This window comes from Salimicrobium album (assembly GCF_900107115.1).
GTDB classification, from domain to species: Bacteria; Bacillota; Bacilli; order Bacillales; family Halobacillaceae; genus Salimicrobium; species Salimicrobium album.
On record NZ_FNOS01000011.1, the window covers coordinates 13,160 to 39,490 of the forward strand.

At 48.7% G+C, this 26,331-nt stretch carries 24 protein-coding genes, 2 tRNA genes and 1 rRNA gene; 25 read left to right on the forward strand and 2 right to left on the reverse strand.

The window, feature by feature from the left end; all coding sequences use genetic code 11:
• Nucleotides 1-46 precede the first annotated feature (46 nt).
• From veg to BLU03_RS13410, 14 genes are all read left to right on the forward strand, one after another.
• Entirely contained in the window at nucleotides 47-310 is a 264-nt protein-coding gene (gene veg / locus BLU03_RS13345) for a biofilm formation stimulator Veg (protein WP_008591368.1), read from the forward strand.
• 77 nt (nucleotides 311-387) lie between these two features.
• A complete protein-coding gene (gene ispE, locus BLU03_RS13350; RefSeq protein ID WP_093108278.1) occupies nucleotides 388-1,257 on the forward strand; it encodes a 4-(cytidine 5'-diphospho)-2-C-methyl-D-erythritol kinase in 870 nt (289 codons plus the stop codon).
• A gap of 59 nt (nucleotides 1,258-1,316) precedes the next feature.
• Nucleotides 1,317-2,135 (forward strand): pur operon repressor, encoded by an 819-nt coding sequence (gene purR, locus BLU03_RS13355; RefSeq protein WP_008591372.1) that lies wholly within the window; start codon nucleotides 1,317-1,319, stop codon nucleotides 2,133-2,135.
• Nucleotides 2,136-2,244: 109 nt separating this feature from the next.
• The gene (gene spoVG, locus BLU03_RS13360) at nucleotides 2,245-2,538 is read left to right on the forward strand and encodes a septation regulator SpoVG (protein WP_008591375.1); all 294 of its coding nucleotides are present in this window, start codon (nucleotides 2,245-2,247) and stop codon (nucleotides 2,536-2,538) included.
• Between the two features lie 262 nt (nucleotides 2,539-2,800).
• A complete protein-coding gene (gene glmU / locus BLU03_RS13365) occupies nucleotides 2,801-4,180 on the forward strand; it encodes a bifunctional UDP-N-acetylglucosamine diphosphorylase/glucosamine-1-phosphate N-acetyltransferase GlmU (RefSeq protein ID WP_008591376.1) in 1,380 nt (459 codons plus the stop codon).
• Between the two features lie 15 nt (nucleotides 4,181-4,195).
• Complete coding sequence (locus BLU03_RS13370) at nucleotides 4,196-5,152, forward strand: ribose-phosphate diphosphokinase (protein WP_076572701.1); 957 nt, start codon at nucleotides 4,196-4,198, stop codon at nucleotides 5,150-5,152.
• A gap of 62 nt (nucleotides 5,153-5,214) precedes the next feature.
• Nucleotides 5,215-5,859, forward strand: a complete 645-nt coding sequence (locus tag BLU03_RS13375) for a 50S ribosomal protein L25/general stress protein Ctc (protein WP_093108280.1) — start codon at nucleotides 5,215-5,217, stop codon at nucleotides 5,857-5,859.
• Between the two features lie 120 nt (nucleotides 5,860-5,979).
• A complete protein-coding gene (gene pth / locus BLU03_RS13380; protein ID WP_008591381.1) occupies nucleotides 5,980-6,537 on the forward strand; it encodes an aminoacyl-tRNA hydrolase in 558 nt (185 codons plus the stop codon).
• A gap of 88 nt (nucleotides 6,538-6,625) precedes the next feature.
• The gene (gene mfd / locus BLU03_RS13385) at nucleotides 6,626-10,159 is read left to right on the forward strand and encodes a transcription-repair coupling factor (protein ID WP_008591384.1); all 3,534 of its coding nucleotides are present in this window, start codon (nucleotides 6,626-6,628) and stop codon (nucleotides 10,157-10,159) included.
• Nucleotides 10,160-10,296: 137 nt separating this feature from the next.
• Entirely contained in the window at nucleotides 10,297-11,811 is a 1,515-nt protein-coding gene (locus tag BLU03_RS13390) for a putative polysaccharide biosynthesis protein (RefSeq protein ID WP_143023841.1), read from the forward strand.
• A 1-nt stretch (nucleotide 11,812) separates the two neighbouring features.
• Complete coding sequence (gene yabN / locus BLU03_RS13395; protein ID WP_093108285.1) at nucleotides 11,813-13,261, forward strand: bifunctional methyltransferase/pyrophosphohydrolase YabN; 1,449 nt, start codon at nucleotides 11,813-11,815, stop codon at nucleotides 13,259-13,261.
• Complete coding sequence (locus tag BLU03_RS13400) at nucleotides 13,258-13,521, forward strand: RNA-binding S4 domain-containing protein (RefSeq protein ID WP_008591391.1); 264 nt, start codon at nucleotides 13,258-13,260, stop codon at nucleotides 13,519-13,521. Before yabN ends, BLU03_RS13400 begins: the two co-directional genes overlap by 4 nt.
• 148 nt (nucleotides 13,522-13,669) lie before the next feature.
• Complete coding sequence (locus tag BLU03_RS13405; protein WP_076572689.1) at nucleotides 13,670-14,047, forward strand: FtsB family cell division protein; 378 nt, start codon at nucleotides 13,670-13,672, stop codon at nucleotides 14,045-14,047.
• Nucleotides 14,048-14,121: 74 nt separating this feature from the next.
• Complete coding sequence (locus tag BLU03_RS13410; RefSeq protein ID WP_008591394.1) at nucleotides 14,122-14,511, forward strand: S1 domain-containing RNA-binding protein; 390 nt, start codon at nucleotides 14,122-14,124, stop codon at nucleotides 14,509-14,511.
• A 154-nt stretch (nucleotides 14,512-14,665) separates the two neighbouring features.
• Here BLU03_RS13410 and BLU03_RS13415 read toward each other — a convergent pair.
• Nucleotides 14,666-14,737, reverse strand: a tRNA-Glu gene (locus BLU03_RS13415).
• Between the two features lie 5 nt (nucleotides 14,738-14,742).
• Nucleotides 14,743-14,816: transfer RNA gene (locus BLU03_RS13420), tRNA-Met, on the reverse strand.
• Between the two features lie 219 nt (nucleotides 14,817-15,035).
• Here BLU03_RS13420 and tilS point away from each other — a divergent pair.
• The 11 genes from tilS to BLU03_RS13485 form a co-directional block, all read left to right on the forward strand.
• The gene (tilS, locus tag BLU03_RS13425) at nucleotides 15,036-16,421 is read left to right on the forward strand and encodes a tRNA lysidine(34) synthetase TilS (protein WP_176765487.1); all 1,386 of its coding nucleotides are present in this window, start codon (nucleotides 15,036-15,038) and stop codon (nucleotides 16,419-16,421) included.
• A complete protein-coding gene (gene hpt, locus BLU03_RS13430) occupies nucleotides 16,414-16,959 on the forward strand; it encodes a hypoxanthine phosphoribosyltransferase (protein WP_076572687.1) in 546 nt (181 codons plus the stop codon). The genes tilS and hpt overlap by 8 nt, the downstream gene beginning before the upstream one ends.
• 82 nt (nucleotides 16,960-17,041) lie before the next feature.
• A complete protein-coding gene (gene ftsH / locus BLU03_RS13435) occupies nucleotides 17,042-19,072 on the forward strand; it encodes an ATP-dependent zinc metalloprotease FtsH (RefSeq protein ID WP_093108289.1) in 2,031 nt (676 codons plus the stop codon).
• A gap of 126 nt (nucleotides 19,073-19,198) precedes the next feature.
• Nucleotides 19,199-19,996 (forward strand): type III pantothenate kinase, encoded by a 798-nt coding sequence (locus BLU03_RS13440; RefSeq protein WP_093108291.1) that lies wholly within the window; start codon nucleotides 19,199-19,201, stop codon nucleotides 19,994-19,996.
• Nucleotides 19,993-20,868, forward strand: a complete 876-nt coding sequence (hslO, locus tag BLU03_RS13445; RefSeq protein ID WP_008591407.1) for an Hsp33 family molecular chaperone HslO — start codon at nucleotides 19,993-19,995, stop codon at nucleotides 20,866-20,868. Before BLU03_RS13440 ends, hslO begins: the two co-directional genes overlap by 4 nt.
• A 531-nt stretch (nucleotides 20,869-21,399) precedes the next feature.
• Nucleotides 21,400-22,326, forward strand: coding sequence for a cysteine synthase A (cysK, locus tag BLU03_RS13455; RefSeq protein WP_008591409.1), 927 nt, complete (start codon nucleotides 21,400-21,402; stop codon nucleotides 22,324-22,326).
• 91 nt (nucleotides 22,327-22,417) lie between these two features.
• The gene (folP, locus tag BLU03_RS13460; protein WP_093108294.1) at nucleotides 22,418-23,248 is read left to right on the forward strand and encodes a dihydropteroate synthase; all 831 of its coding nucleotides are present in this window, start codon (nucleotides 22,418-22,420) and stop codon (nucleotides 23,246-23,248) included.
• Nucleotides 23,241-23,603, forward strand: coding sequence for a dihydroneopterin aldolase (folB, locus tag BLU03_RS13465; RefSeq protein ID WP_008591412.1), 363 nt, complete (start codon nucleotides 23,241-23,243; stop codon nucleotides 23,601-23,603). Before folP ends, folB begins: the two co-directional genes overlap by 8 nt.
• Complete coding sequence (gene folK, locus BLU03_RS13470; protein ID WP_093108296.1) at nucleotides 23,603-24,103, forward strand: 2-amino-4-hydroxy-6-hydroxymethyldihydropteridine diphosphokinase; 501 nt, start codon at nucleotides 23,603-23,605, stop codon at nucleotides 24,101-24,103. The genes folB and folK overlap by 1 nt, the downstream gene beginning before the upstream one ends.
• Nucleotides 24,104-24,249: 146 nt before the next feature.
• Complete coding sequence (gene lysS, locus BLU03_RS13475) at nucleotides 24,250-25,731, forward strand: lysine--tRNA ligase (protein ID WP_076572679.1); 1,482 nt, start codon at nucleotides 24,250-24,252, stop codon at nucleotides 25,729-25,731.
• Nucleotides 25,732-26,064: 333 nt separating this feature from the next.
• Nucleotides 26,065-26,331: ribosomal RNA gene (locus tag BLU03_RS13485) — 16S ribosomal RNA — on the forward strand; the annotation flags it as partial.

The window sequence follows — 26,331 nt, forward strand, 5'->3', positions numbered from 1 at the left end:
TATTTCCAATATGTGTGATATATTTGTTTTAGTGAGGTGGAGTCTAGTGGCTAAAACATTGGGAGAAATCAAGCAAACGCTAGAAGAACAGATCGGAAACCGACTTACATTGAAAGCTAATGGAGGTCGACGCAAAACGATTGAACGTACAGGGACGCTTTCCGATACGTACCCTTCCGTTTTTATCGTGGAATTGGATCCCGAAGAGAATTCTTATGAGAGAGTCTCTTACAGTTACGCGGATGTTTTGACCGAAACCGTGGAACTCAACTTCGAAGAACAACCATCAGTTGCCGTAGCAGAGCAGTAAACATTTCGTTTGCTGCTTTTTGTTTTGTCTTTTTATGGTACAATGCGGTCATACTATACGTTTAAGTGGGTGTTGGTATGTATATAATGGAGAAAGCGCCGGCGAAAATAAATTTATCGCTCGACGTGCTACATAAAAGAAAAGACGGTTTCCACGAAGTGGAGATGGTGATGACTACGATAGACCTTGCCGACCGTATTGAACTGACCAGCCTGAAAAAGAATAAAATTGTTCTGGAAGCCGAAAGCAGATACGTCCCCAATGATGAGCGTAATCTTGCCTACCTGGCAGCGAAGAAAATGAAGAAGCATTATTCCATCACTGGCGGTGTCCATATCAAATTGACGAAACACGTTCCCGTGGCTGCAGGACTGGCAGGAGGAAGCAGTGATGCAGCTGCCGTATTAAGAGGGATGGCGCGGCTGTTTGACCTGGATACAACTCCCGGTGAACTTGCGGAAATCGGAGCAGAAATCGGATCGGACGTTTCTTTTTGCGTCCACGGGGGCACGGCCCTCGCTACCGGTCGGGGAGAAAAAATCGAGGAGCTCCCCGCACCTCCTCCGTGCTGGGTCGTACTTGCCAAACCGCCTATCGGCGTATCTACGAAAACCATTTATCAGGCCCTGGACGTAAAAGAGGCCGGGCACCCGGACACCTCTTCCATGGTGGAAGCCCTGCGGACAGGAGATTATGAAAAGATGTGCCAGAGCGTAGGTAATACGCTGGAGGGGGTCACCGTGCGACTTTATCCTGAAGTAGCCCAGCTGAAAGAACATATGCTGCAGGCCGGAGCGGATACGTCCCTGATGAGCGGGAGCGGTCCGACCGTGTTTTCCCTGGTGGAGCCGGATGTAAAAGCCAGAAGGATCTGTAACCATCTGAAAGGGTTTTGTGATGAAGTGTATATGGTGAGAGTCCTTGGAACGAAGGAAACTCTTGATTAAAACCGTATATTTTTGTTATATTTAAATAAAATATTCGGTTTTAAGAGGAGTTTCTGTATATGAAAAGAAGTAAACGTTTAGTTTCTATGACCCGTTACATTATTGAACATCCTTACACCCTGATCTCCCTCCCCTTTTTCGTGGAAAAGTTCGGTTCCGCCAAATCTTCGATCAGTGAAGATCTCGGAATCATTGATGAACGGTTCCAGGAGGAAGGGACGGGGTACCTGGCATCGGTGGCGGGGGCTTCCGGCGGGGTGAAATATATCCCGGCCTACTCGCAGAGCTATGGGACTCCGTTTGTCGAACAACTCTGTGAGAAGCTTTCGGATACAGGCCGCCTTCTTCCGGGAGGTTACCTGTTTATGAGTGATCTCCTCGGAGACCCGCGGACGGTGAATGACATTGGAAAAATGTTCGCTTCTGTGTTCGTCGACCGGGAAATAGATGCGGTAATGACTGTAGCAACGAAAGGGATCCCTCTTGCTTATGCGGTAGCCGCTCATTTAAACGTTCCGGTGGTCATCGCGAGAAGAGACCCGAAAGTTACGGAAGGGTCGACCGTAAGTATTAACTACGTGTCGGGCTCCACCAGAAAAATCCAGACAATGGTGCTGACGAAGCGTTCGCTTAGTCCCGGATCCAATGTATGTATCATCGATGATTTTATGAAAGCAGGCGGCACGATTAACGGTATGAAGAATCTGCTGAAAGAATTCGATGCGCAAGTTGCAGGTATCGGAGTGCTGGCGGAAGCGGAAGACGAAGAGGAAGAACGTGTCGTCGATGACTATGTATCACTGTTGCGCATTCTTCACGCCGATGACCGTACGAAAGAAATTGAAGTGGAAGCCGGTAATCTTCTCGGAAGGCTTTAAGAAAACTTTATTAGAAATAGAGAAAAAATTTTCTGAATAAAGCAGGAAACTTTGTGACAGAGTAGAAATAATATAACAGGCTCTATAAAACAAAGGTGGTGAATGGTTAATGGAAGTAACTGACGTGAGACTGCGTCGAGTAAACACAGAAGGAAGAATGCGAGCAATTGCTTCTATTACGTTTGATCAGGAATTCGTGGTACATGACGTTCGTGTCATCGACGGGAATAATGGACTGTTCGTGGCGATGCCGAGCAAACGTACACCGGACGGAGAATTCAGGGATATCGCTCATCCGATCAATTCCGGCACGAGAGGTAAAATACAGGAGGCTGTACTCGAAGCTTATCAAAAAGCCGAGGCACCTCAGCAAATGGAATATGAGGGAGCAGGCGCTTCTTAAAAATGTTTCAGAAGAGAATCTGACCGGGACGGGTCAGGTTCTTTTTTAGCTCTCAGCAGTTTCTTTCCCGGAAATAATCGGAGCCGCGTAACTAAAACGGGGCGGGATATTTTTTTCGACAGGAGAAGAAGAAGAGCCGACCACCTGCTATAGTATTGATATACCCATTTCTAAAAAATATAATCACTGACGGGTGTAATGTTGAAATTAATTCTGATTTAAGATAATATTCATAGTGGATAACTATGATGGGGGTTACTTCATGGCCAATCGTTTTGCAGTAGTGCTCGCAGCCGGTCAGGGTACCAGGATGAAATCAAAGCTTTACAAAGTTCTTCATCCTGTAGCCGGAAAGCCGATGGTGCAGCACGTAACAGATCAACTTAATCAATTGGAACTATCGCAGATCATTACTGTTGTCGGTTTCGGAGCGGAAACTGTGCAGGAACAGCTCGGAGACAGCAGTGAGTATGTCATTCAGAAGGAACAGCTCGGCACAGGTCATGCAGTACTCCAGGCCGGAGATCACCTCTCCGGTAAAAAAGGGACGACCGTCGTCGTCTGCGGTGACACACCGCTTCTGACGAGTGATACGCTTGAAGCTCTTCTTTCGCACCATGAACAGAAGCAGGCGAAAGCGACAGTACTTACTGCCCATGCGGAAGACCCGCACGGTTATGGTCGTGTCCTTCGCGATGAACGTGGCGACGTCAAACGTATCGTGGAGCAGAAAGACGCTTCACCGGAAGAGGCGAAGGTGCAGGAAATCAATACCGGAACGTACTGTTTTGATAATGAAATGCTTTTTGAAGCACTCTCCAGCGTTTCGAATGATAATGCCCAGGGGGAATACTACCTGCCGGATGTCATGGAGATTCTTCAAAAAGAAGGGGAATCCGTAAGTGCGTATCAGATGGAAGACCTGAGGGAAGCACTCGGGGTCAATGACCGTGTCGCTCTGTCCAGGGCAGAGGCGTTTATGAGGGAAAGAATCAATGAAAACCATATGCGCGGCGGCGTGACTATTATAGATCCTTCCAATACTTATATCAGTGCGGATGCCGTTATCGGTCAGGATGTCACAATTGAGCCCGGTACCACGATTACGGGTGATACGGTCATTGAGGATGACGTGGTCATCGGTCCGAATTCCACTGTGGAGCGCAGCTATATCGGAGAAGGGTCCGTTGTGAAACAGAGTTTTGTGTCCGACAGTAAAGTGGGCAAACGCGTAAAAATAGGGCCATTTGCGCACATTCGTCCTGAATCGGACCTCGGTGATGAAGTGAAAGTGGGTAACTTCGTTGAGGTGAAGAAAGCTTCGTTCGGTGAAGGAAGTAAAGTCTCCCACCTGAGTTATATAGGGGACGCTGACGTAGGCAGCGGGGTGAATATCGGCTGTGGAACGATCACCGTCAACTATGACGGAAAGAATAAGTTTTTGACTACAATCGAAGATGATGCGTTTATCGGCTGTAATTCGAACCTCATCGCCCCGGTTACCGTTGGGAAAGGTTCGTACGTAGCGGCCGGCTCAACCATTAATAAAGATGTTCCGAAAGAGTCGCTGTCTATTGCAAGAGCACGGCAGACGAACAAAGAAAATTACGCACAGAAACTGAAATCCAAGAAAAAAGATTAATGGAGGGTTCGTTCCATGGCGGCTAAGGATTACCGAAACTCGGAGCTGAAGGTTTTTACTTTGAATTCCAACCCGGCGCTTGCAGAAGAGATTGCCAGCAATATCGGTATTGAGCTCGGGAAATGTACAGTAACTACGTTCAGTGATGGAGAAGTTCAAATCAACATTGATGAAAGTATTCGTGGTTGTGACGTATACGTGGTGCAATCGACAAGTTCACCGGTCAACCAGCACCTGATGGAACTTCTGATTATGATTGACGCACTGAAACGGGCGTCGGCAAACTCGATCAATATCGTCATGCCTTATTACGGGTACGCGAGACAGGACAGGAAAGCCCGGTCGCGTGAACCCATCACCGCTAAACTTGTAGCAGACCTGCTTCAGACTTCGGGAGCGGACCGGGTCATTATGATGGATCTTCATGCTCCGCAAATCCAGGGTTTCTTCGACATACCGATCGACAACCTTATCGGAGTACCTATCCTTTCCGAGTATTTCGAGAATAAGAATCTCGACGACATCGTTGTCGTATCGCCTGACCACGGCGGGGTGACACGCGCCAGAAAAATGGCAGACCGTCTCGGGGCCCCGATTGCCATTATCGATAAACGCCGGCCGCTGCCAAACGTGGCAGAGGTTATGAATATTGTCGGTAACATTGAAGGTAAGACAGCAATTCTGATCGATGATATCATCGACACGGCCGGTACTATCACTTTAGCAGCGAACGCACTGGTCGAGAATGGAGCGAAAGAAGTGTACGCCTGCTGTACTCACCCTGTACTTTCAGGGCCGGCGATCGAACGCATCAATGACTCGAAAATCAAAGAACTGGTCGTCACGAACACGATTCCGCTTGGAGAAGACAAACAGAGCGAGAAAATCAACCCGCTTTCTGTTGCTCCGTTGATCAGTGAAGCGATTATCCGTGTACATGAACGGCAGTCCGTAAGTATTCTTTTTGATTAATACGTTTACCCATATGTGAATGAGGGTATATAATAACGATAAATATTTGGAGGTAGATGAAATTGGCTATTAAATTAAAAGCAACGAAAAGAAATAATCTGCAGAAATCCAGCACAAAGGAAATCCGTCAGCGCGGAGAGGTTCCTGGTGTCGTATACGGTAAAGAAAAAGACCCGGTAACTCTTTCCGTAAACAGCATCGAACTTCTTAAAACGGTTCGTGACCACGGCAGAAACGCAATCATTTCCCTCGATGTTGAAGGTGGAGATACACTGGACGTAATGCTTCACGAACACCAGCTCGACCCGCTCAAAGACGAATTGATCCACGCGGATTTCTACGCGGTCAACATGCAGCAGGAAGTAGACGTGGAAGTTTCCATCAACGTGGAAGGAGAGCCTGAAGGCGTACGTGAAGGCGGCGTACTGCAGCAGCCTCTTTACGCTGTAGCTCTTCGTGCGAAGCCCGGTGACATTCCGGAGTCGATTACTGTGGACGTATCCGAACTTCAAATCGGCGACAGCCTGATGGTGAGCGACCTGAAAGAAGGACGTAACTACGAACTTCTTGAAGATGAGAATACGACAATCGTTTCCGTTACTCCTCCGGAAGAAGTTCCGTCGGAGCCGGAAGAAGAGACAGACGAGCAGCCGGATATTCTTAAAGACCCGGATGAAGACGAAGATGAAGATAACGAGAATTCCTGATAAACGAGAGGAATGAGGAAGGGCGTAGCCGAAAAGGCGCGCCCTTTTCTTTCGTTAATCTTCCGGTTTTTGCTATGCTATAATAACGGTAATCATTCAAAAGAAAAGGAAGTTCAACTTATGAAGTGTATCGTAGGACTGGGGAATCCCGGTAAGAAATATGAAGCTACCAGACATAACGCCGGTTTTCAGGTGATTGATGAGCTTGCAAAGCGGAACAACTGGACCGTGGAAAAGAAAAAGTTCAACAGCCTGTTCACGACGGAACACGTACGCGGGGAAAAGATCATTTTACTTAAACCTCAGACATATATGAATTTGTCGGGAGGAGCAGTACGTTCGTTTATGGATTATTTCGGACTCGGAGAAGAGGATCTGCTCGTCATTTATGATGATCTCGATCTCCTGCCCGGAAAAATCCGTCTGCGCCAGAAAGGTGGTCACGGGGGTCATAACGGAATCCGTGATATCATTGACCAGCTTGGTACGAAAGAGTTCAAGCGGCTGCGTGTGGGAATTGGAAAGCCGAAGAGCGACTCGGTCATTAACCACGTGCTCGACACATTCAGCAAAGAAGAGAAAAAGTATATGGAAGACAGTATCGACCGTTCCGTAGAAGCGTGTGAGGCGTGGATGGAGAGAAGCTTCGATGAAGTTATGAATGAGTATAACAAGTAGGCGGACCAGGTGTCCGGGTCTGTTTTTTTACGATTATAAAAGATGAATTCGAGGGAGAGGAAGCTTTGAAGGTGGAGGGTTGGTTACTATGAATGGAATAAAACAATATTTACGTTCCCATGATGATATTGCTTCAGTTATCGAGGGGGTCAGTAGCGGTATAAAAGAACAGATGGTAGCCGGGGTTTCGGGGACGTCAAGAAGCATGCTGGTTTCCGTCGTGCAGGAAGCGGTGAAACGGCCGGTCCTTCTCGTCACCCATCAGCTGCATCAGGCTCAGCAGCTGTATGAAGACCTGCAGGAATGGGCAGACGACTGCCCGGTACATCTCTATCCGGTCAACGAACTGATCGCATCGGAAATCGCTATCGCCAGCCCCGAACTGAGAAGTCAGCGGATCGATGCTCTGGACGAATGGCTTCATGAAGACTCCGGTATTTTCATAGCACCTGTGGCGGCTTTAAAAAGAATAATGCCGCCTGTTTCGTATTGGAAAGAAGCTCAGCTTCATTTTGACATGGGAGAAGAAATCGATCTTGACCATACGTTGTCGAAACTTGTGAAAATCGGATATGAACGTACGGGCATGGTCTCTTCTCCGGGTGAGTTTTCGATGCGCGGGGGGATTCTTGACGTTTATCCCCTGACGGAGGAATACCCGGTCCGGATTGAGCTTTTTGATACGGAAGTGGACTCGATCCGTACCTTTGATGTCGAATCCCAACGCTCAAAAGAAAAGCTTGGGAGCACGGTGATCAGACCGGCGACGGAAATGCTTCTGAAACCGGAAGATTACGCCAGGGCTCTGAACAGACTCGAAGACGCCTATCAGGACACGGTCGGCAAGTGGTCGGACCAGGAAGCGAAACAGAGGTTGTTCGAAGAGATCTCGCATGACAAGGAACGGCTGGAACAGCAGGAACGCTTCGAGAATATGTACAAGTACATGGAATTTTTCTATGAAGAGACTTACAGCCTGCTCGATTACCTGTCGCAGGACGGGATCGTCGTGTTTGATGAAATGAGCAGAATTCAGGAAACAGCACAGCGACTGGATGAGGAGGAAGGAGAATGGCACCGGAACCTGCTTGAAAACGGGCGTACCGTGAGAGACTTGCAGGTGTCCCATGACTGGCATGATATATGGGCGAAAACGACTCATCAGCGCATTTACCTGTCCGTATTCATGAGACATATCCCCTCCACTCAGCCCGGGAATGTCGTCAACATAACAGGGCGGCAGATGCAGGAATTCCACGGCCAGATGAACTTACTGAAAAATGAGATGGATCGCTGGAAGAAGCAGGACTTCTCGGTCGTTATCGCGGCTTCGGGAGAGCAGCGGAAAGAGAAGGTCCAGGCGGTTCTCGATGATTATGAAATGGAGGCGGTAGTAGGGGAAGAGGATGTAACCCTGCCGGTGAGCACTCCGGTGATCATCGACAGCGCACTCCGGGCCGGTTTCGAATGGCCGCTCCACAAAATAGCTGTATTGACCGAAAGGGAACTGTTTAAAAAACGGGCACCTAAACGGAAAAAGAAAGAAAAGATTTCAAACGCCGAACGGATTAAGAGCTATCAGGAACTGAACGTCGGCGATTACGTCGTCCACTCCCACCACGGTATCGGTAAGTACCTCGGCATCGAAACGCTGGAGTCGAGCGGGACGCACAATGATTTCCTGATGGTGCAATACTCCGGGAATGATAAGCTGTTCGTGCCGGTGGATCAGATCGACCTGATCCAGAAATATGTCGGTTCTGAAGGAAAAGAGCCTAAAATTTATAAACTCGGCGGCTCCGAGTGGGCGAAAGTTAAGCGGCGCGTCCAGTCTTCGGTTGAAGATATAGCGGATGACCTTATTGAAATTTACGCCGAGCGTGAAGCGTCCAGGGGTCACTCCTTTGAGCAGGACGGGGAAATGCAGAAAGAGTTCGAGGAAGCTTTTCCTTACGAAGAGACTCCCGATCAGGTTCGCTGTATCGAAGAAATCAAACACGACATGGAACGGGTGCGCCCGATGGACCGCCTTCTATGCGGGGATGTCGGGTACGGGAAAACGGAAGTGGCTCTCCGTGCCGCTTTCAAAGCGATTGCGGAAGGAAAGCAGGTGGCGATACTTGTGCCGACTACGATCCTTGCCCAGCAGCACTACGAAACGCTGACGGAACGTATGCAGGATTTCGGAGTGAACATCGGTCTGATGAGCCGCTTCCGTACGAGAAAGCAGCAGAAGGATAATACGGACGGACTCCGAAAAGGGCTGGTTGATATTGTAGTGGGAACGCATCGTCTTCTGTCGAAAGATGTCGAGTTCAAAGATCTCGGTCTGCTTATCGTTGATGAAGAGCAGCGTTTTGGTGTGAAGCACAAAGAGAAGATCAAACAGCTGAAAGCGGACGTGGACGTTCTGACTCTCACGGCTACTCCCATACCGCGGACGCTGCACATGTCCATGCTCGGAGTACGGGACCTTTCCGTTATCGAAACCCCTCCGGAAAACAGGTTTCCCATTCAGACGTACGTCATCGAGTACAATCCGGTATTTATACGGGAAGCGGTGGAACGCGAGATGTCGCGGGACGGTCAGGTCTTCTTCCTGTACAACCGGGTGGACAGCATTGACCGGATGGCTTCCCACATATCCGAGCTCGTGCCGGATGCGAGAGTCGCAGTAGCTCACGGTCAGATGAATGAAACAGAGCTTGAGAATATTATGTTCGCCTTTCTGGAAGGGGAATATGACGTTCTCGTAAGTACTACAATCATTGAAACAGGCGTGGACATCCCTAACGTAAATACGCTTATCGTATATGACGCGGACAGAATGGGGCTCAGCCAGCTTTATCAGATACGCGGGCGCGTGGGCCGGTCCAACCGGGTCGCTTACGCTTATTTCACCTATCAGCAGAACAAGGTGCTGACGGAAATCGCGGAAAAACGTCTGGAAGCGATCAAAGAGTTCACGGAGCTCGGATCCGGGTTCAAGATTGCCATGCGTGATTTGTCGATCCGGGGAGCAGGGAACCTGCTCGGTGCCCAGCAGCACGGCTTCATCGATTCTGTCGGGTTCGATATGTATTCACAGATGCTGAAGGATGCGATCGAAGCGAAACGTCAGGGGAAAACGCCCGAGGCCATACAGCCGTTCCAGCCTGAACTCCAGCTGGATATCGACGCTTACCTTCCGGGTGATTACATCTCGGATGAGAAACAGAAGATCGACATGTATAAACGTTTTCAGACGATTGAATCGGAAGAGGATATCCAGGATCTTCGTGATGAGCTTATCGACCGCTTCGGAGACTATCCGGAACAGGTGGAGAAATTGTTCACAGTTTCCGTGCTGAAGCAGCAGGCGAAACAAAACCGTATTGAAGAAATCACGGAACAGAAGCACATGATCAAACTGGTGATGGAAAAAGAACAGAGCCAGGGCATCGACGGTTCCCGGCTGTTCGAAATGGCCAACCAGTACGGACGGATGGTGCAGCTTGGTACGGACGAGAACCAGCTGACGATCCGCTTCCGTCTGGACAGAAATACAAAACCGAGACGCTACGAGCTTATCGAGGAATTTCTGAGACGCCTTCCTTCTATGATGAGGGAAGATGTCGTGTAATTGCTGGAGACCCCCTGACTGCCGTTGCCTGCGCAAAAGAGGAACAGGCGGCAGGGGGATTTTGGTTTTTGCGGTGAAGAACCAGAGCGGCACTGTGATATAATGGGAGTATTATTTTATAGTTGAAAGGTTTCCATATGAAAAATAGTTGGTTGCAAGGGACGGCCTGGCTGATGCTGGCCGGTCTTACAGGAAAAATATTGAGTGCCGGTTATCGCATTCCTCTGCAGAACCTGGGGGGCGATATCGGTTTTTATGTATATCAGCAAATATATCCAATTGTCGGAATAGGAATAATTTTTGCGCTCCAGGGGGTGCCGGCGGCGGTCTCCCGTGTGGTGGCCGAGAACAGGAAGCTTACGGCAGCTTCGTTCTATTTACCGGTCTTCCTCTGCCTCTCGGTGTTTTTCTGGCTGCTTGCGGGTGCAGGCTTTGTAAGTGCCGCATCCCTCGCCGGGCTGATGGACGACTGGAATCTAATAAGTTCTCTTAAGGCATCGTTCCTCGTCTTTCTTTTCGTCCCGTTTCTCGCACTGTTGCGGGGCGCGTTTCAGGGAGAAGAGGATATGAAGACCCCTGCTGTATCCCAGATCCTGGAACAATTTTTACGGGTGGCGGGCATTCTGATTGTAAGCACCATCGTCTACGTGACCGGAAGCGTCTATTTTATCGGAACCGGGACCGCTGCGGCGGTTATAACGGGCATGGTCGCGGCGACAGGTTATCTTTTTGTGAAATGGAAGAAGAGAGAGTTACAGGAGCAGTTACCTGCTGCCGTTTCTTCTTTTCCTTACGTAAAACAGGTGCTGTTCTACAGCGTGCTGATCAGCGTGAATTACATGATGCTTCTGCTTTTGCAGCTGACCGATGCCTTTACGTTCGTCCCTCTCCTCCTCGAGGACCACGGTATTTCTGTAACGGAAGCGAGGGAATGGAAGGGGATCTACGACAGGGCTCAGCCGCTTATCCAGCTCGTTACTGTTCTTGCCTCCTCGCTTGCATTATCCATATTGCCGGCCATCGTGCGCTCGGAACAATCCGTGGAACCGGTCCGTCAGGCAATGGCGCTCACTCTGGTTATCAGCACCGCCGCGAGTGTCGGACTGCTGCTTCTGTTTCCGGAAATAAACAGGTTGTTTTTTCAGGACGAGTCCGGCACCGGGGTGCTCCGGGTACAGATGGTGATGGTGATTCTGGTGTCGCTTGCCCTGACCGCCGCTTCCGCTCTGCAGGGACTTGGCTACGCTGCATGGACGGCAGCTTTAATCGGTGGCGGCTTAATAGTGAAAGCGGGCTTGAACGTAGTATTAATTCCGGAGTTCGGAACTTATGGGGCGGCGGTCGCTTCTGTCGCAGCCGTGAGCGTTGCCGCTTCCGGTAATCTTTTTTTACTGAAAAAGAAGTTGAACAGCAGGCTGTTTACGTGGAAGTGGGGTCGTATGTTACCTGCTCTTGCCGGTATGAGCCTTTTCGTACTCGCGTTAAAGTGGCTCTACATCCCGGAGGGCAGGCTTCTGCTTCTTCCCTGGGTACTTGCAGCTTCAGGCGGCGGGGCTATCGTGTATGCTCTGCTTCTTCGGCAGTTCAGGGTCCTGCCTGCGGAGGCCCTGCCGGCACAGTTTAGAAAATGGTTCATAAAGGAGAACGGATAGTATGGGGAAAATACGGATTATCGGACTCGGAGCTGGGGATCTCTCTCAGCTCTCGGTCGGCACGTACCGGAAACTGGTATCGGAAGAGAATAGTGTGTTCACCCGAACGCTGGACCATCCGGCTGTACGTGATTTGCAGGCGGAAGGCGTCCGGTTCATAAGTTTTGATGACGTTTATGAACGTTTCGATTCCTTTGAAAACGTTTATGGAACAATTACGGAGGAGCTGATCGAAAAAGCCCGGGACCGGGACATCTACTACACGGTCCCTGGTCATCCGATGGTCGCAGAGAAGACGGTTCAACTTCTTCTGGAGAACGGGGAGCTCGAGGTGGAAGTCGAAGGAGGACAGAGTTTCCTCGATGATACCTTCCGCACTCTGAAAATAGACCCGGTGGAAGGATTCCAGTTCATAGATGCCACCGGCTTTGAAAGGGAAGGGCTGACGTACCGGCAGCATACTCTGTTCTGTCAGGTGTACGATGCAATGATTGCTTCCGAAGTGAAACTTGTTTTACTTGAAGATCTTCCGGCAGACTATCCGGTGACGATCGTAACGGCAGCCGGAAGCGACAGGGAACGTGTGGAAACTGTGGAGCTCGCCGATCTTGACCGTACCGTGGAGGTGGACAACCTCACAAGTGTCTACGTCCCGCCGGCTTCAGGGGAAATACTGAGTCATCAGTTCCAGGAGCTGCGCGCCGTTATCCGTCGCCTCCGGGGCCCCGGCGGATGCCCGTGGGACCGGAAACAGACGCACACCTCCCTGAAAAAATATCTTATTGAAGAAGCTTACGAGGTTATTGAAGCCATCGACGAAGAGGATGACGAACACCTGGCAGACGAGCTGGGGGATGTGCTGCTGCAGGTGATGCTTCACAGTCAGATCGGCGAGGATGAAGGGTACTTCACAGTTGACGACGTCATCCGGGCAGTGACGGATAAAATGATCAGACGCCATCCGCACGTATTCGGTGAAGCAGACATGAATGAAGAGGAAATCAGCCGTAACTGGGAAGCCATCAAGCAGAAGGAGTCGCAAAACGCTCGCCGTGATTCGCTTCTCGACGGGGTGATGACCCACGCTCCGGCTCTTCTTCAGGCGATCGATCTTCAGAAGAAAGCGTCCAAAGTCGGTTTCGACTGGGATGACAAATCTATGGTTCTTGATAAAATGAAAGAAGAGTGGGAGGAGTATACGTCGGCTGATTCTCAGCGTGAACGGGAGAAGGAACTGGGCGACTTCCTTTTCACCATTGCAAACCTCGCAAGACACGACCGGATTGATGCAGAACTTGCGCTCCAGGAGACGAACAGAAAATTCCGCAGACGCTTCGCTTTTCTTGAAAAAGAAGCGGAACTTGGGAATGAAAAGCTGGAAGAAATGTCTCTTGAACAGTTGGAAGATTGGTGGCAGAAAGCTAAAGAGAAGGAGAGGACTACGGAATGAGACTTGATAAATTTTTGAAAAACGCCCGTCTGATTAAACGGAGAACCCTGGCTAAAGAAGTAGCCGATCAGGGCAGAATTAAAATCAACGGTCAGCCCGGAAAGGCTGCGAGCAAACTGAAAGTCGGAGACGAACTGTATATCCAGTTCGGCCAGAAACTTCTGACTATCGAAGTGAAAGAACTGAAAGAGACTGTACGTAAAGACGAAGCTGCCGACCTCTATGAAATAAAAAACGAAGAAGCGATCAATAAGGATTGATTTCGTCCGCAGCCCTAACAGGGCAGAGGAGCTGAAGAATAACAGCTTTTTTAGCGAAAACGTGAAAAAATAGTAGGAAATTCACGGGATTTATAGGTTACATTTCAATAAAAACATGTATAATGAGTGTAAGGAGGCCTGTTAAACAATGAGTGAAAAGAAATCGGTTACACGGTTGGACTCTACATACATGGATCAGTATGAAGCACATGTAGAGCGGCAAAGAAGAAAAAAGAAGCGATTGTTCCGCCGTTTGGCTTTATTTGGTTTGCTCATGCTGATTATCACGAGCTCACTTGCTGTTTATCATGTCCAACAACGTATGGTATACGCTGAAAAAGAAGCGGAGTATGAACAATTGCAGGAAGAGATGGCCAGTCTGGAAGACAAAGAAGCGGACCTTAAGGAAGAGAAAGAACTCCTCCAGCAGGAAGAATACGTTCTCGAGATTGCCAGAAGTAATTACTTCTTCTCTAAAGAAGGAGAAATTATCTTTAAAATTCCCAATGAAGAACCTTCATATTGACACTTTTTTAAAAGCATATATATAATAAGATAGGAAATTCTTTTATCGAAATTTTAAGGAGGAGCATTTTTTTTATGGCCATTGAAGTAGGCAGCAAGTTACAGGGTAAGGTTACTGGTATCACTAATTTTGGAGCGTTCGTAGAGCTTCCGGAGGGACAGACTGGTCTCGTTCACATCAGTGAAGTCGCCGACAACTATGTGAAGGATATCAACGAACATTTAAGTCGTGGGGATGAAGTGCAGGTGAAAGTCATCAACGTAGGAGACGATGGTAAAATCGGCCTCTCCATTAAAAAGGCGAAAGAAACACCGAAGCGTACGCAACCCCAAAAGCCCCGGAAGCCGGAAGAATCTTTTGAACAAAAGATGAACCGCTTCATGAAAGATAGTGATGAGCGTTTGACGTCACTGAAAAAGCATACAGAATCGAAACGCGGAGGCCGCGGCTCTAAGAGAGGGTAGCTTGCTGTCTATAACAATCGATGAATGTTGCAGAAAAAGAGGCTCAATCTCAGATTAAATCAAAAAGAGCGGAAAACCAGGTATAGCTCCTGACTCCGCTCTTTTTTTATGCAACAAAAAAACCGTCTTCCGGTATGGAAGACGGTTTGTAGTATGACCCGTACGGGACTCGAACCCGTGTTACCGCCGTGAAAGGGCGGTGTCTTAACCGCTTGACCAACGGGCCGCAAATGGCGGCGGAGGGAATCGAACCCACGACCTCACGGGTATGAACCGTACGCTCTAGCCAGCTGAGCTACGCCGCCGTTGTTTTAAGCACAAGGATTATAATACACAATCCTGAAAAGACTGTCAACGGGTATGGGATGTTTTTTCACTGCGGATATCTTCATTTTCCCGGGAAAAGGGAAGTGACTAAATATTGAACTGGAGCGAGGGATTTTTTTCTCAGGAACTCCCCGCTTTTCTTGTGCGGAATAACGTCCAGTGATAACATAAAAGGGCGACAGATGGGGGATGAAGATATGAAGAAGGTAGATACTTTCGTACAAAGGCACGGACTTATCAAAGAAGGAGATACGATAGTCGCCGCAATCTCCGGAGGTCCGGACTCTCTTGCACTGCTGCACTACCTTTCTGAGTTGAAACAATCTCTGTCACTGACGGTAATCCCGGCTTCCATCGATCATGGTCTCAGAGGAGAGGAGTCCCGGGAAGACGTGGCTTACGTAGCGGAAATATGTGAACGTCTCCACCTTCCCGTGGAGAAGATCACCCTGGACGTCGGCAGCTACATGAAAAAGAACAGTATGGGGACCCAGGAAGCGGCCCGCATTCTTCGCTATGAAGCACTTGCGGAAGTGATGTATACATATGAAGCAGACAGTCTGGCCCTCGGCCACCACGGAGACGATCAGGTGGAGACGCTGTTCATGCAGCTGACCCGTGGCGCGAGCCCCTCCGGAGTAACAGGCATGCCGGTTACGAGAAAATTCGCCGGCGGACAGATTATTCGGCCGCTGCTGGAGATGACGAAAGAAGAACTGGAACGCTACTGCAGGGACGCAGGACTAACACCGCGATATGACCCTTCCAACGAGGAAACGGCATATACGAGAAACGCCTTTCGCCATCGGCTTATCCCTTTTTTGAAAGAACAGAACCCGAAACTTCATACCCACATTCAGGCCTACAGTGAAAGAAAGATGGAAGACGAAACGTTTCTTCTGGAAAAAGCTTCTGAAATCATGGAGGAGCTCTCCTTTTCCGAAGGCAGAGCGGAAGCTTCCATAAGTTCTCTGCAACGTTATCCGATTGCTTTACAAAGAAGAGCCTTTCATCTAATATTGAACTATCTGTACAATGGACAGACAGAAAATATCACTTATGTTCATGAAGATTTGTTTTTACGGTTAATGGATGGTGATCGGGCAAACAGTACCCTGAATTTTCCGAAAGACCTTCATATTATCAGAGAATACGACAAGATTCTGTTCACATTTGAAGACCCGGAGCCTGCCTCCTATCGGCTGGAGCTCCAGCCCGGTGAATCCGTTCTTCTTCCCGGAGGAGACGGACTGGCAGCCGACTTCGTAACCGGCGCGGAAAAGGTATCTTCGGACGAATTTCTATGTGACGAGTCTCACGTGAGTTTCCCTCTGATTGTCAGAACCCGCCGGGATGGAGATCGGATGAAGCCTGCAGGAATGAAGGGGACGAAAAAGATAAAAGACATTTTCATCGATTGCAAAGTTCCCTTGAGAGAAAGGGAAGATTGGCCGGTCGTTACAGACAGTGATGGTACTGTTCTATGGATTCCCGGAATAAAAAAAGCGGCAGTGGAACAGACTACGGGTTCCCTGATCCGAGTGACTTACAACAGAGCTGGTAGGAGGAACGAGGATGCATAACGAAATAGAACGTATTTTGATTTCCGAAGAGGAAATACAGAACAAATGCAGTGAAATAGGCGGGGAACTTTCCCGTGAATATGAAAATCGCTTCCCATTGGCGATTTGCGTACTGAAAGGAGCTATGCCTTTCATGTCCGACCTTGTGAAGCGCATGGATATCCATCTGGAAATGGACTTTATGGACGTTTCCAGTTACGCAGGTATGCGTTCCACAGGAGAAGTCAAAATCGAGAAAGACCTCGATACGCAGGTGGAAGGCCGGGACCTTCTTATCATAGAAGATATCATTGACAGTGGCCGCACCCTCAACTATCTGGTGGACCTGTTTAAATACAGGAAAGCGAACTCCATAAAAATCGTGACGCTGCTCGACAAGCCTGCGGGACGGTATGCTCAGATCAAAGCGGACACTGTCGGTTTTGAAGTCCCGGATGAGTTTGTGGTAGGGTACGGACTGGATTACAACGAAAAATACAGAAACCTGCCGTACATCGGTGTTTTGAAACCGGAAATATACAGTGGGAAAAACGACTGACTTTCAGTAGTAATTATTTGTAGGAAAAGAATTTAATGTGATACTATTTACTATAGTTTTCTCTCACAGGAGGAGGTAGGCAATGAATCGGATATTCAGAAATACAATTTTTTACTTACTTATCTTCCTCGTTGTAATTGGCATATTAAGCCTGTTCCGAGGTCAAGGTGAGCCACAGGAAACACTTTCTGTGAACCAGTTTTTAGATAGACTTGATAATGGTGAAATACAGGAATTAACCTTACAGCCTGTCAACAACGTATATGTTGCTAAAGGTCAGCTGGAAGGGGAAGGAGAAGACAACTCCTTCAGTGTACATCTCCCTGCGAACGAACAGTTCATTTCCCAGGTGACAGAAACAGCGACCGGCCAGAGCATACTGAACGTGGAAGAAGAAGAAGAGCCTAGTGCATGGGTAACGTTCCTTACAGGAATCATTCCTTTTGTTATTATCTTCATTCTGTTCTTCTTCCTGCTGAATCAGTCTCAGGGCGGCGGCGGCAAGGTTATGAACATGGGTAAAAGTAAGGCGAAAATGTACAGCGACGATAAGCAGAAAGTCCGCTTTAAAGACGTCGCAGGTGCTGATGAAGAGAAACAGGAGCTTGTGGAAGTCGTCGATTTCCTTAAAGATCCGCGTAAATTCGCCCAGGTCGGTGCCCGTATTCCAAAAGGGGTGCTCCTCATGGGGCCTCCTGGTACAGGTAAGACACTACTTGCCCGTGCCGTAGCCGGAGAAGCAGGTGTACCTTTCTTCTCCATCAGTGGTTCCGACTTCGTTGAAATGTTTGTCGGTGTCGGTGCATCACGTGTCCGTGACCTTTTTGAAAATGCGAAGAAGAATGCTCCTTGTATCATCTTTATTGATGAGATGGACGCAGTAGGACGTCAGCGTGGCGCCGGTCTTGGCGGTGGTCACGATGAGCGTGAGCAGACCTTGAACCAGCTGCTTGTGGAAATGGACGGGTTCGGAGCCAACGAAGGAATCATCATGATTGCAGCTACCAACCGTCCGGATATCCTTGACCCTGCCCTGCTTCGTCCAGGACGTTTTGACCGTCAGATCACGGTTAACCGTCCGGATGTAAAAGGTCGTGAAGCTGTACTTGCAGTACACGTTCGGGAGAAACCACTTGGTACGGATGTGGATCTGAAGACGATCGCTCTTCGTACACCAGGGTTCTCCGGTGCCGATCTTGAAAACCTCCTTAACGAGGCAGCTCTTGTAGCGGCACGAACGGATAAAGATAAAATTGAAATGGCGGATATCGATGAAGCGATCGACCGCGTAATCGCAGGTCCTGCCAAGAAGAGCCGGGTCATCTCGAAAAAAGAACGCGATATCGTTGCTCACCACGAAAGTGGTCACACTGTTATCGGTATGGTGCTGGATGATGCGGACATGGTCCACAAAGTTACAATTGTTCCGCGTGGTCAGGCCGGCGGTTATGCCGTAATGCTTCCGAGAGAGGACCGCTACTTCATGACTAAACCGGAACTCTTCGATAAAATCACCGGGCTGCTCGGTGGCCGGGTAGCAGAAGAGGTTATGTTCGGTGAAGTCAGTACCGGCGCCCATAACGACTTCCAGCGTGCTACGAGCATTGCCCGCAGCATGGTCACGGAGTACGGCATGAGTGAAAAACTCGGACCGCTCCAGTTCGGTTCCAGTCAGGGCGGCCAGGTATTCCTCGGCCGGGACATTCAGAACGAACAGAACTACAGTGATCAAATTGCTTTTGAAATTGACAGAGAAGTTCAGAACTTCATCAATTACTGTTATGATCGTGCCAAGCAGATCCTCACAGAGCATAAAGATAAGCTTGAACTGATGGCTCAGACGCTTCTCGAAGTAGAAACGCTCGATGCTACAGAAATCAAGTACCTGTTTGAGGAAGGCCGTATGCCTACGGAAGAAGAACTGGAAGAGCTGGCCCAAAAGAACAACTCTACTATTCACGAATCTTCTTCCCTGGAAGAAAGTGACGAATTGAAATCCAGTGCGCCATCTTCAGATAAGGAAAATGCCTCTTCTGAAGAGACGGAAGAAGAAACAGAAAAAACAGATGATAATGCTGATCGGACTCAGACAGACGACGAAGATAAGCGTTAATAAATGTTGGGAGTTTCGGGGGAGCTGTGCCATTGCGGTACAGCTCCCTTCTTTCGGCAACGGGTGAGAAATTATGATATTATAAATCCAGATGAAGTACGATACGAAGGTATGGGGGCTGTTTCTATGAATTTTGTACTCGACGTAGGGAACACAAACACGGTGTTAGGTGTCTTTAAGGAAGATGTATTAAAATATCATTGGCGGATCAAGACCGATCGTCACAAAACGGAAGATGAATACGGGATGCTCATCCAGTCACTGTTTGCTTATGAAGGTCTGTCGTTTTCGGATATTAAGGGTGTCACTATTTCTTCCGTGGTCCCTCCTATTATGTACTCGCTTGAACGGGTGGCAGAGAAATACTTTCACCGTAAGCCCATCGTTATCGGGACGGAAGAAGTGGAAGAAGGATTGGACATGGCTTACCCGAACCCTGCTGAAATCGGGGCGGACCGGATTGTGAACGCTGTCGGTGCCATCCATGATTATAAGACTCCGGCCATCATCATCGATTTTGGTACGGCTACCACGTACTGTTACATCGACGGAGAAAACCGGTATGCCGGAGGAGCGATTGCGCCGGGTATCAATATTTCCATGGAAGCCCTGTACGCAAAAGCGGCGAAGCTTCCTAAAATAGAAATCAAACAGCCGGGGGAAGTCGTAGGTCAATCAACGGTGGAAGCGATGCAGTCCGGTGTTTTCTACGGGTATGTAGGACAGGTGGACGAAGTCGTACGCAGGATGAAGGAAGCGAACGGGGAGGCTCCTTCCGTTATTGCTACGGGAGGGCTGGCTGATCTGATTGCGAATGAATCACGGACGGTAGAACACGTCGATCCGTTTTTGACTTTAAAAGGATTGAACGTCATTTACCAGAGAAATAAGGATAAGGATATATTTCAAGGAGGTACAACATGAAAGATCATTTAATTCGGGCAACGGCTTTTGAAGGTCAGGTACGTGCGTATGCTATACAGTCTACGGACATGGTGGAAGAGGCGAGACGCCGTCACGATGCATGGGCTACTACATCGGCAGCGCTCGGCCGTACGCTTACCATCGGTTCCATGATGGGGGCGATGATGAAAGGCGACGACAAAATGACGATTAAGGTCGAAGGTAACGGTCCGGCCGGAGCGATTATTGTGGACGCTGCATCTACAGGGAATGTGCGCGGGTACATTCAAAACCCTCACGTGGACTTCGATTCCAATGAGCATGGAAAGCTCGACGTGGCCAGAGCTGTAGGAGACAGCGGTTCGATCAGCGTAGTCAAAGATCTTGGTCTGAAGGATTACTTCACAGGTCAAGTGCCGATTATTTCCGGGGAAATAGCTGAAGACTTCACGTATTACTTCACCAATTCCGAACAGGTTCCTTCGGCTGTAGGGGCCGGTGTACTGGTGGATACCGATTATACGATCAGTGCTTCGGGAGGTTTTATCATTCAGATGATGCCCGGAGCTTCGGAGGAGACGATCAGTGAGATCGAACGGAGACTTACTGAAATGAAGTCGGTGTCCACACTGGTTAACGAAGGTAAAACCCCGGAAGAAGTTCTGAACACCATTCTCGGTACGGAAAATGTGAAGGTTCTTGATTCCCTGCCTGTGGCTTTCGAATGCCATTGTTCCAGAGAAAGAATCGAGACAGCCATCGCCAGTCTCGGAGACGAAGAAATCGACCGTATGATAGAAGAAGATGGAGGCGCGGAAGCTACTTGCCATTTCTGCAACGAAGTGTACCAGCTTGATGAGCAGGATCTGAAAAGTCTTCAGTCCACTTCTTAAAAAGATATAAGTACGACTACGGACCGGCAGAAGCCGGTCCGTTTTTTATTTCGGGAACTTCTAACCGGGTGGTTCCGCTTTTCTTGGCTAGCTGCACCACCCAGAAGTCCACGGTCCAAGCCGTAGCTTCTTTTTCAGGATAGTACGCCTGAAAAGCGAACCTCCGGCTTATGCCCGGAACTTCTAACCGGGTGGTTCCGCTTTTCTTGGCTAGCTGCAACTTCCAGAAGCTCATGTCCTAAGCAGTACACTTATTTTCGGGAGAAGTCACCCGAAAAGTAAGCCTCCTGCTTACGCCAGCGCTTCTACCCGGAAGTTTACGCTTTTCGTTGTCCAGCTGCAGCGTCCAGAAATTCATGTCACAAGCAGCACGGATCAGTGAAAGGAAAGATCGCCTCTCACGTGACCGGTCTGCTTATGCCCTCATTTCTAATCGGACGCTTCCGCTTTTCGTTGTAATTGACATTTTCCCTGTTTTTCTTTATATTAGTATCAAACCCTATTAAAATACTAGGAATTAGGAGTGGTCGAATGAGGATAGCTAATGACATTACGGAGCTCGTTGGAAAAACCCCTGTAGTTAAGCTGAACGGCAGCGCTGAAGAAGGCCATGCCGATATTTATCTTAAACTGGAATATATGAACCCCGGAAGTTCGGTCAAAGACAGGATAGCGCTCGCCATGATCGAGGCGGCCGAACAGGAAGGTAACCTGAAAGACGGGGACGTGATTGTCGAACCTACGAGTGGAAACACTGGTATTGGTATTGCGATGATCGCGGCTGCGAAAGGGTATAAGACGAAACTTGTCATGCCTGATACGATGAGCCAGGAACGGCGGAACCTCCTGAGAGCCTATGGGGCAGAACTTATACTTACCCCCGGCGCAGAAGGAATGAAGGGAGCTATAAGAAAAGCTTCTGAACTTAGTGAAAGCCACGGGTATTTTATGCCTCAGCAATTTGATAACCAGGCAAACGTGGAAGTGCACGCAAACACGACAGGACCTGAAATAGTGGAACAGATGGGTGAAGAACTGGACGCGTTCGTTGCAGGAATCGGTACAGGAGGTACTATTTCAGGTGCGGGCCGAGTGTTGAAAGAGAAATACAAAGATATCGAAATAGTAGCTGTCGAACCGGAAGACAGCCCTATCCTCTCCGGGGGAGAGCCGGGTCCTCACAAAATCCAGGGACTCGGAGCCGGTTTTATCCCGTCCATTCTCGATACGGATATATATTCCGAAGTTATCCAGGTGACGACGGATCAGTCATTTGAAGAAGCGCGAGCAGCAGCGCGTAAAGATGGTGTACTGGGGGGAATTTCCTCCGGGGCCGCTATTTATGCAGCCAAACAAGTGGCGAAACGGCTAGGAAAAGGGAAGAAAGTACTTGCAATCATTCCAAGTAACGGAGAACGTTACCTTTCGACACCGCTGTATCAGTTCGATGACGAATAATGTAACTGCATCCTTAAAAGGGTGCAGTTTTATTTTTGAAAAGAATCGGTTATTATCGGTATAGAAAACGACAAAAGTCAGGTGGGTGAAAATGAATAACATACGGATTGGACGACGAACGTATGACTTGGATGAAGAGACCCTAGTGATGGGTATTCTGAATGCCACTCCCGATTCCTTTTCGGACGGGGGCCGTTTCAATGATGTTTCCCATGCCGTAGAACATGCGGTACAAATGGTGTCAGATGGTGCTTCCATTATAGATATCGGTGGGGAGTCGACAAGACCGGGACATGAGCCTGTTTCGGAACAGGAAGAGATTGAAAGGATTGTTCCGATAATACGTGAAGTACGAAAAGAGATCACCGTCCCTATTTCTATTGATACGTACAAAGCGGAGGTGGCCAGGCAGGCGATCGAAGCAGGTGCCGATATTATCAACGATGTCTGGGGAGCGAAGCGTGATCCTCGTATTGCCGAAGTTGCTGCTGCCTGCGGGGTACCGATTATCCTTATGCACAACCGGGAGGAGCGCAACTACTCATCTCTCATTGAAGATATGAAAGCGGATCTTCTGGAGAGTGTGGAAATCGCACGGGGCAGAGGGGTACCGGAAGCGGATATTATTCTGGACCCGGGCATCGGTTTTGCGAAGACGATGCAGGATAACATGGTGGCGATGCGTCACTTAAAAGAATTCAAAGATCTGGGTTACCCGCTCCTTCTCGGAAGTTCCAGGAAACGTTTTATCGGCAGCGTGTTGAACACGGAGACCGAAGACCGTATGGAAGGTACCGGAGCGACCGTTTGTTACGGCATTATCCAGGGCGTGGGTATCGTAAGAGTGCACGACGTGAAAGAAATCGTACGAATGACGAAAATGATGGACGCAATGATGGGAAGAGGTGAGTGGAATGGATAAAATATATTTGAACAACATGAAGTTTTACGGATACCACGGGGTTTTTCCGGAGGAGAATAAACTGGGGCAGCATTTCACGGTAGATTTGCAGTTGGAAGCTGAATTGAAAGAAGCGGCATCAACGGACGACGTTTCGAAGTCGATCGATTACGGAGCGGTACATGAAGTTACGAAAGAAATCGTGGAAGGTCCTGCGAGAAACCTTGTTGAAACTGTAGCCGAGGAAATAGCCGACAAACTGTTTGCAGAGTTCGCGATGCTTGAAGCCTGCCAGGTGAGAGTGAACAAACTGCATCCTCCGATTCCGGGACATTATGATTCGGTGTCCATTGAGATATACCGGAGTCGTGACTGATGAATACAGCTTACGTAGCCCTGGGCTCAAACATTGACCCGCGGAAAACATATTTTCAGGAAGCGATCCGCCTTCTCGGGGAGCACCCTTCTGTAAAGGTGGAGCGGTTCTCTGCACTTTACGAGACGGATCCGGTCGGGTACGTGGAACAGGAAGATTTTCTTAACATGGTAATTATGCTCAGCACTTCCCTTGAACCGCTGGAGCTTCTCGATGTTTGCCAGAATATTGAGCTGGAGCTTGGAAGAGAACGTCTTGTGAAGTGGGGCCCAAGGACGATAGACCTTGATATACTGGCTTTCAACCGGAAAGAAATCAACACCGAGCGTCTCGTTTTGCCGCACCCTCATCTGCATGAGCGGGCTTTTGCCCTCATCCCTCTGGCGGATGTCGAAAAAAAGCTCCTCATCCGCAATGACGGGAAAAGCGTAGAGGAGCTGGTGGAAGGATTATCGGAACAAGAGTGGAAGGCAGTGAGAAAGGTGGACTGCAGGCTTTAGTACAGCCCGGTGAAAAGCGCTCAAACCGTTGACACCCGGGATGGTCTTTTCTATACTATTCAATAGTATGATACTGCCAGTGTGTGATTTGCTGGCAGTATTCTATTTTGAAGCGGTGAAATCAAACATAGAACGGAGTGAGAAACATGGCTGATGAGATGAATGAATATATGCAGGTACGTCTCGACAAAATGAACAGCTATAGAGAACAGGGGATCGACCCTTTTGGAGACAAGTTCGAGCGTACGCATTTAGCTCAGGATCTGCACGAGTCATATGAAGAGGTTACGAAAGAGGAGCTTGAAGAGAAACAGGTGCCGGCTGTCGTTGCGGGGAGAATTATGACAAAACGCGGCAAGGGGAAAACGGGCTTCGCTCACATCCAGGACTTAAGTGGTCAGATTCAGCTTTATGTCCGGAAAGATGAAATCGGAGAAGAGAATTATGAGCTTTTCAAATCGGCGGACATGGGAGATATCGTCGGGGTGGAGGGTGTTATGTTCAAGACGAACGTCGGCGAACTATCCGTCAAAGCACAGAAGTTCCATATGCTGACGAAATCCTTGCGTCCCCTCCCGGAGAAGTTCCACGGTCTGAAAGATGTGGAACAGCGTTATCGTCAGCGCTACTTGGATCTTATTACGAATCCTTCGAGTAAAGAAACGTTTATTACCCGGAGTAAAATCATTCAGTCGATGCGCCGTTATCTCGATGGTCTCGGCTTCCTCGAAGTAGAGACACCTATGATGCACGGTATTCCTGGCGGAGCGGCAGCACGTCCGTTCGTAACTCACCACAATGCTCTTGATACGGAGCTATATATGAGGATCGCCATTGAACTTCACTTGAAGCGCCTTATCGTCGGCGGCCTGGAAAAAGTTTACGAAATCGGACGCGTCTTCCGTAATGAAGGAGTATCCACACGCCATAACCCCGAGTTCACAATGCTTGAGCTGTATGAAGCTTTCGGAGATTACCACGATATTATGGATCTCACGGAAGAACTGATAGCTCATATTGCAAAAGACGTTCTTAATACAAGTAAAATAGCTTACGGGGAACAGGAAATCGACCTTGAACCGAAATGGACACGACTGCATATGGCGGACGCCATCAAAGAAGAGACAGGTGTAGATTTCCGGAAAGAGATGTCGGATGATGAAGCCCGTCAGTTAGCTGAAAAACACGGAGTGGAGATCGATAAAAACATGACATTCGGACATATTATGAATGAATTCTTCGAACAGAAAGTCGAAGAGAAGCTTATTCAGCCTACTTTCATATACGGTCATCCTGTAGAAATTTCTCCACTTGCAAAACAGAACCCGGACGATAAACGCTTTACGGATCGTTTCGAACTGTTCATCGTCGGCAGGGAACACGCTAACGCATTTTCCGAGCTGAATGACCCGATAGATCAGCGGAAGAGGTTTGAAGCCCAGGTGGAGGAAAGAGAAGCCGGGAATGATGAAGCTCACCTTATGGATGAAGATTTCCTCGAATCTCTGGAATACGGGATGCCGCCGACAGGCGGTCTCGGCATAGGAGTCGATCGTCTCGTAATGCTTTTGACAAATTCTTCTTCTATTCGTGATGTTCTGTTATTCCCACAAATGAAGCAAAAGTGAAGATTATAAAAAAACCGTCCTTCAGAGGGGCGGTTTTTCTATTATTACTTAAAATACCTGCAAATGTTTTTCAGAAAAAACTTTTAATTAAACAACTATTGCACCTGATTCTGAATCGTGATAAATTATTATTTGTCGCATTAAGAAAGCCGGGAACGGCAGACGATGCGAAACAAAAAAATATATAAAGTTGTTGACGGGAAACCTTCAGCATGATATATTAATTAAGTCGCTGTTTTGAGGCGACGCTGTAATGGATCTTTGAAAACTGAACAATGTTTTATGCCATGCGTCAATTTTTTGAACGAATTATGATTGAGCTAATCAATCTCTTTTATGGAGAGTTTGATCCTGGCTCAGGACGAACGCTGGCGGCGTGCCTAATACATGCAAGTCGAGCGCGGGAAGCGAGCAGAAGCCCTTCGGGGCGGACGCTCGTGGAACGAGCGGCGGACGGGTGAGTAACACGTGGGCAACCTGCCTGTAAGACCGGAATAACCCCGGGAAACCGGGGCTAATGCCGGATAACCCAACGGTTCTCCTGAACCGATGGTAAAAGGATGGCTTCTTGCTATCGCTTACAGATGGGCCCGCGGCGCA

Excerpts from the sequence above, each read along its gene's own strand:
- purR (WP_008591372.1), top strand. The coding sequence starts at position 1,317 with ATGAAAAGAAGTAAACGTTTAGTTTCTATGACCCGTTACATTATTGAA.
- hslO (WP_008591407.1), top strand. The coding sequence starts at position 19,993 with ATGAAAGATCATTTAATTCGGGCAACGGCTTTTGAAGGTCAGGTACGT.
- yabN (WP_093108285.1), top strand. The coding sequence starts at position 11,813 with ATGGGGAAAATACGGATTATCGGACTCGGAGCTGGGGATCTCTCTCAG.
- BLU03_RS13440 (WP_093108291.1), top strand. The coding sequence starts at position 19,199 with ATGAATTTTGTACTCGACGTAGGGAACACAAACACGGTGTTAGGTGTC.
- hpt (WP_076572687.1), top strand. The coding sequence starts at position 16,414 with ATGCATAACGAAATAGAACGTATTTTGATTTCCGAAGAGGAAATACAG.
- cysK (WP_008591409.1), top strand. The coding sequence starts at position 21,400 with ATGAGGATAGCTAATGACATTACGGAGCTCGTTGGAAAAACCCCTGTA.
- BLU03_RS13390 (WP_143023841.1), top strand. The coding sequence starts at position 10,297 with ATGAAAAATAGTTGGTTGCAAGGGACGGCCTGGCTGATGCTGGCCGGT.
- pth (WP_008591381.1), top strand. The coding sequence starts at position 5,980 with ATGAAGTGTATCGTAGGACTGGGGAATCCCGGTAAGAAATATGAAGCT.
- spoVG (WP_008591375.1), top strand. The coding sequence starts at position 2,245 with ATGGAAGTAACTGACGTGAGACTGCGTCGAGTAAACACAGAAGGAAGA.
- BLU03_RS13405 (WP_076572689.1), top strand. The coding sequence starts at position 13,670 with ATGAGTGAAAAGAAATCGGTTACACGGTTGGACTCTACATACATGGAT.
- glmU (WP_008591376.1), top strand. The coding sequence starts at position 2,801 with ATGGCCAATCGTTTTGCAGTAGTGCTCGCAGCCGGTCAGGGTACCAGG.
- ftsH (WP_093108289.1), top strand. The coding sequence starts at position 17,042 with ATGAATCGGATATTCAGAAATACAATTTTTTACTTACTTATCTTCCTC.
- tilS (WP_176765487.1), top strand. The coding sequence starts at position 15,036 with ATGAAGAAGGTAGATACTTTCGTACAAAGGCACGGACTTATCAAAGAA.
- BLU03_RS13400 (WP_008591391.1), top strand. The coding sequence starts at position 13,258 with ATGAGACTTGATAAATTTTTGAAAAACGCCCGTCTGATTAAACGGAGA.
- mfd (WP_008591384.1), top strand. The coding sequence starts at position 6,626 with ATGAATGGAATAAAACAATATTTACGTTCCCATGATGATATTGCTTCA.
- lysS (WP_076572679.1), top strand. The coding sequence starts at position 24,250 with ATGGCTGATGAGATGAATGAATATATGCAGGTACGTCTCGACAAAATG.
- folK (WP_093108296.1), top strand. The coding sequence starts at position 23,603 with ATGAATACAGCTTACGTAGCCCTGGGCTCAAACATTGACCCGCGGAAA.
- BLU03_RS13370 (WP_076572701.1), top strand. The coding sequence starts at position 4,196 with ATGGCGGCTAAGGATTACCGAAACTCGGAGCTGAAGGTTTTTACTTTG.
- ispE (WP_093108278.1), top strand. The coding sequence starts at position 388 with ATGTATATAATGGAGAAAGCGCCGGCGAAAATAAATTTATCGCTCGAC.
- folB (WP_008591412.1), top strand. The coding sequence starts at position 23,241 with ATGGATAAAATATATTTGAACAACATGAAGTTTTACGGATACCACGGG.
- folP (WP_093108294.1), top strand. The coding sequence starts at position 22,418 with ATGAATAACATACGGATTGGACGACGAACGTATGACTTGGATGAAGAG.
- BLU03_RS13410 (WP_008591394.1), top strand. The coding sequence starts at position 14,122 with ATGGCCATTGAAGTAGGCAGCAAGTTACAGGGTAAGGTTACTGGTATC.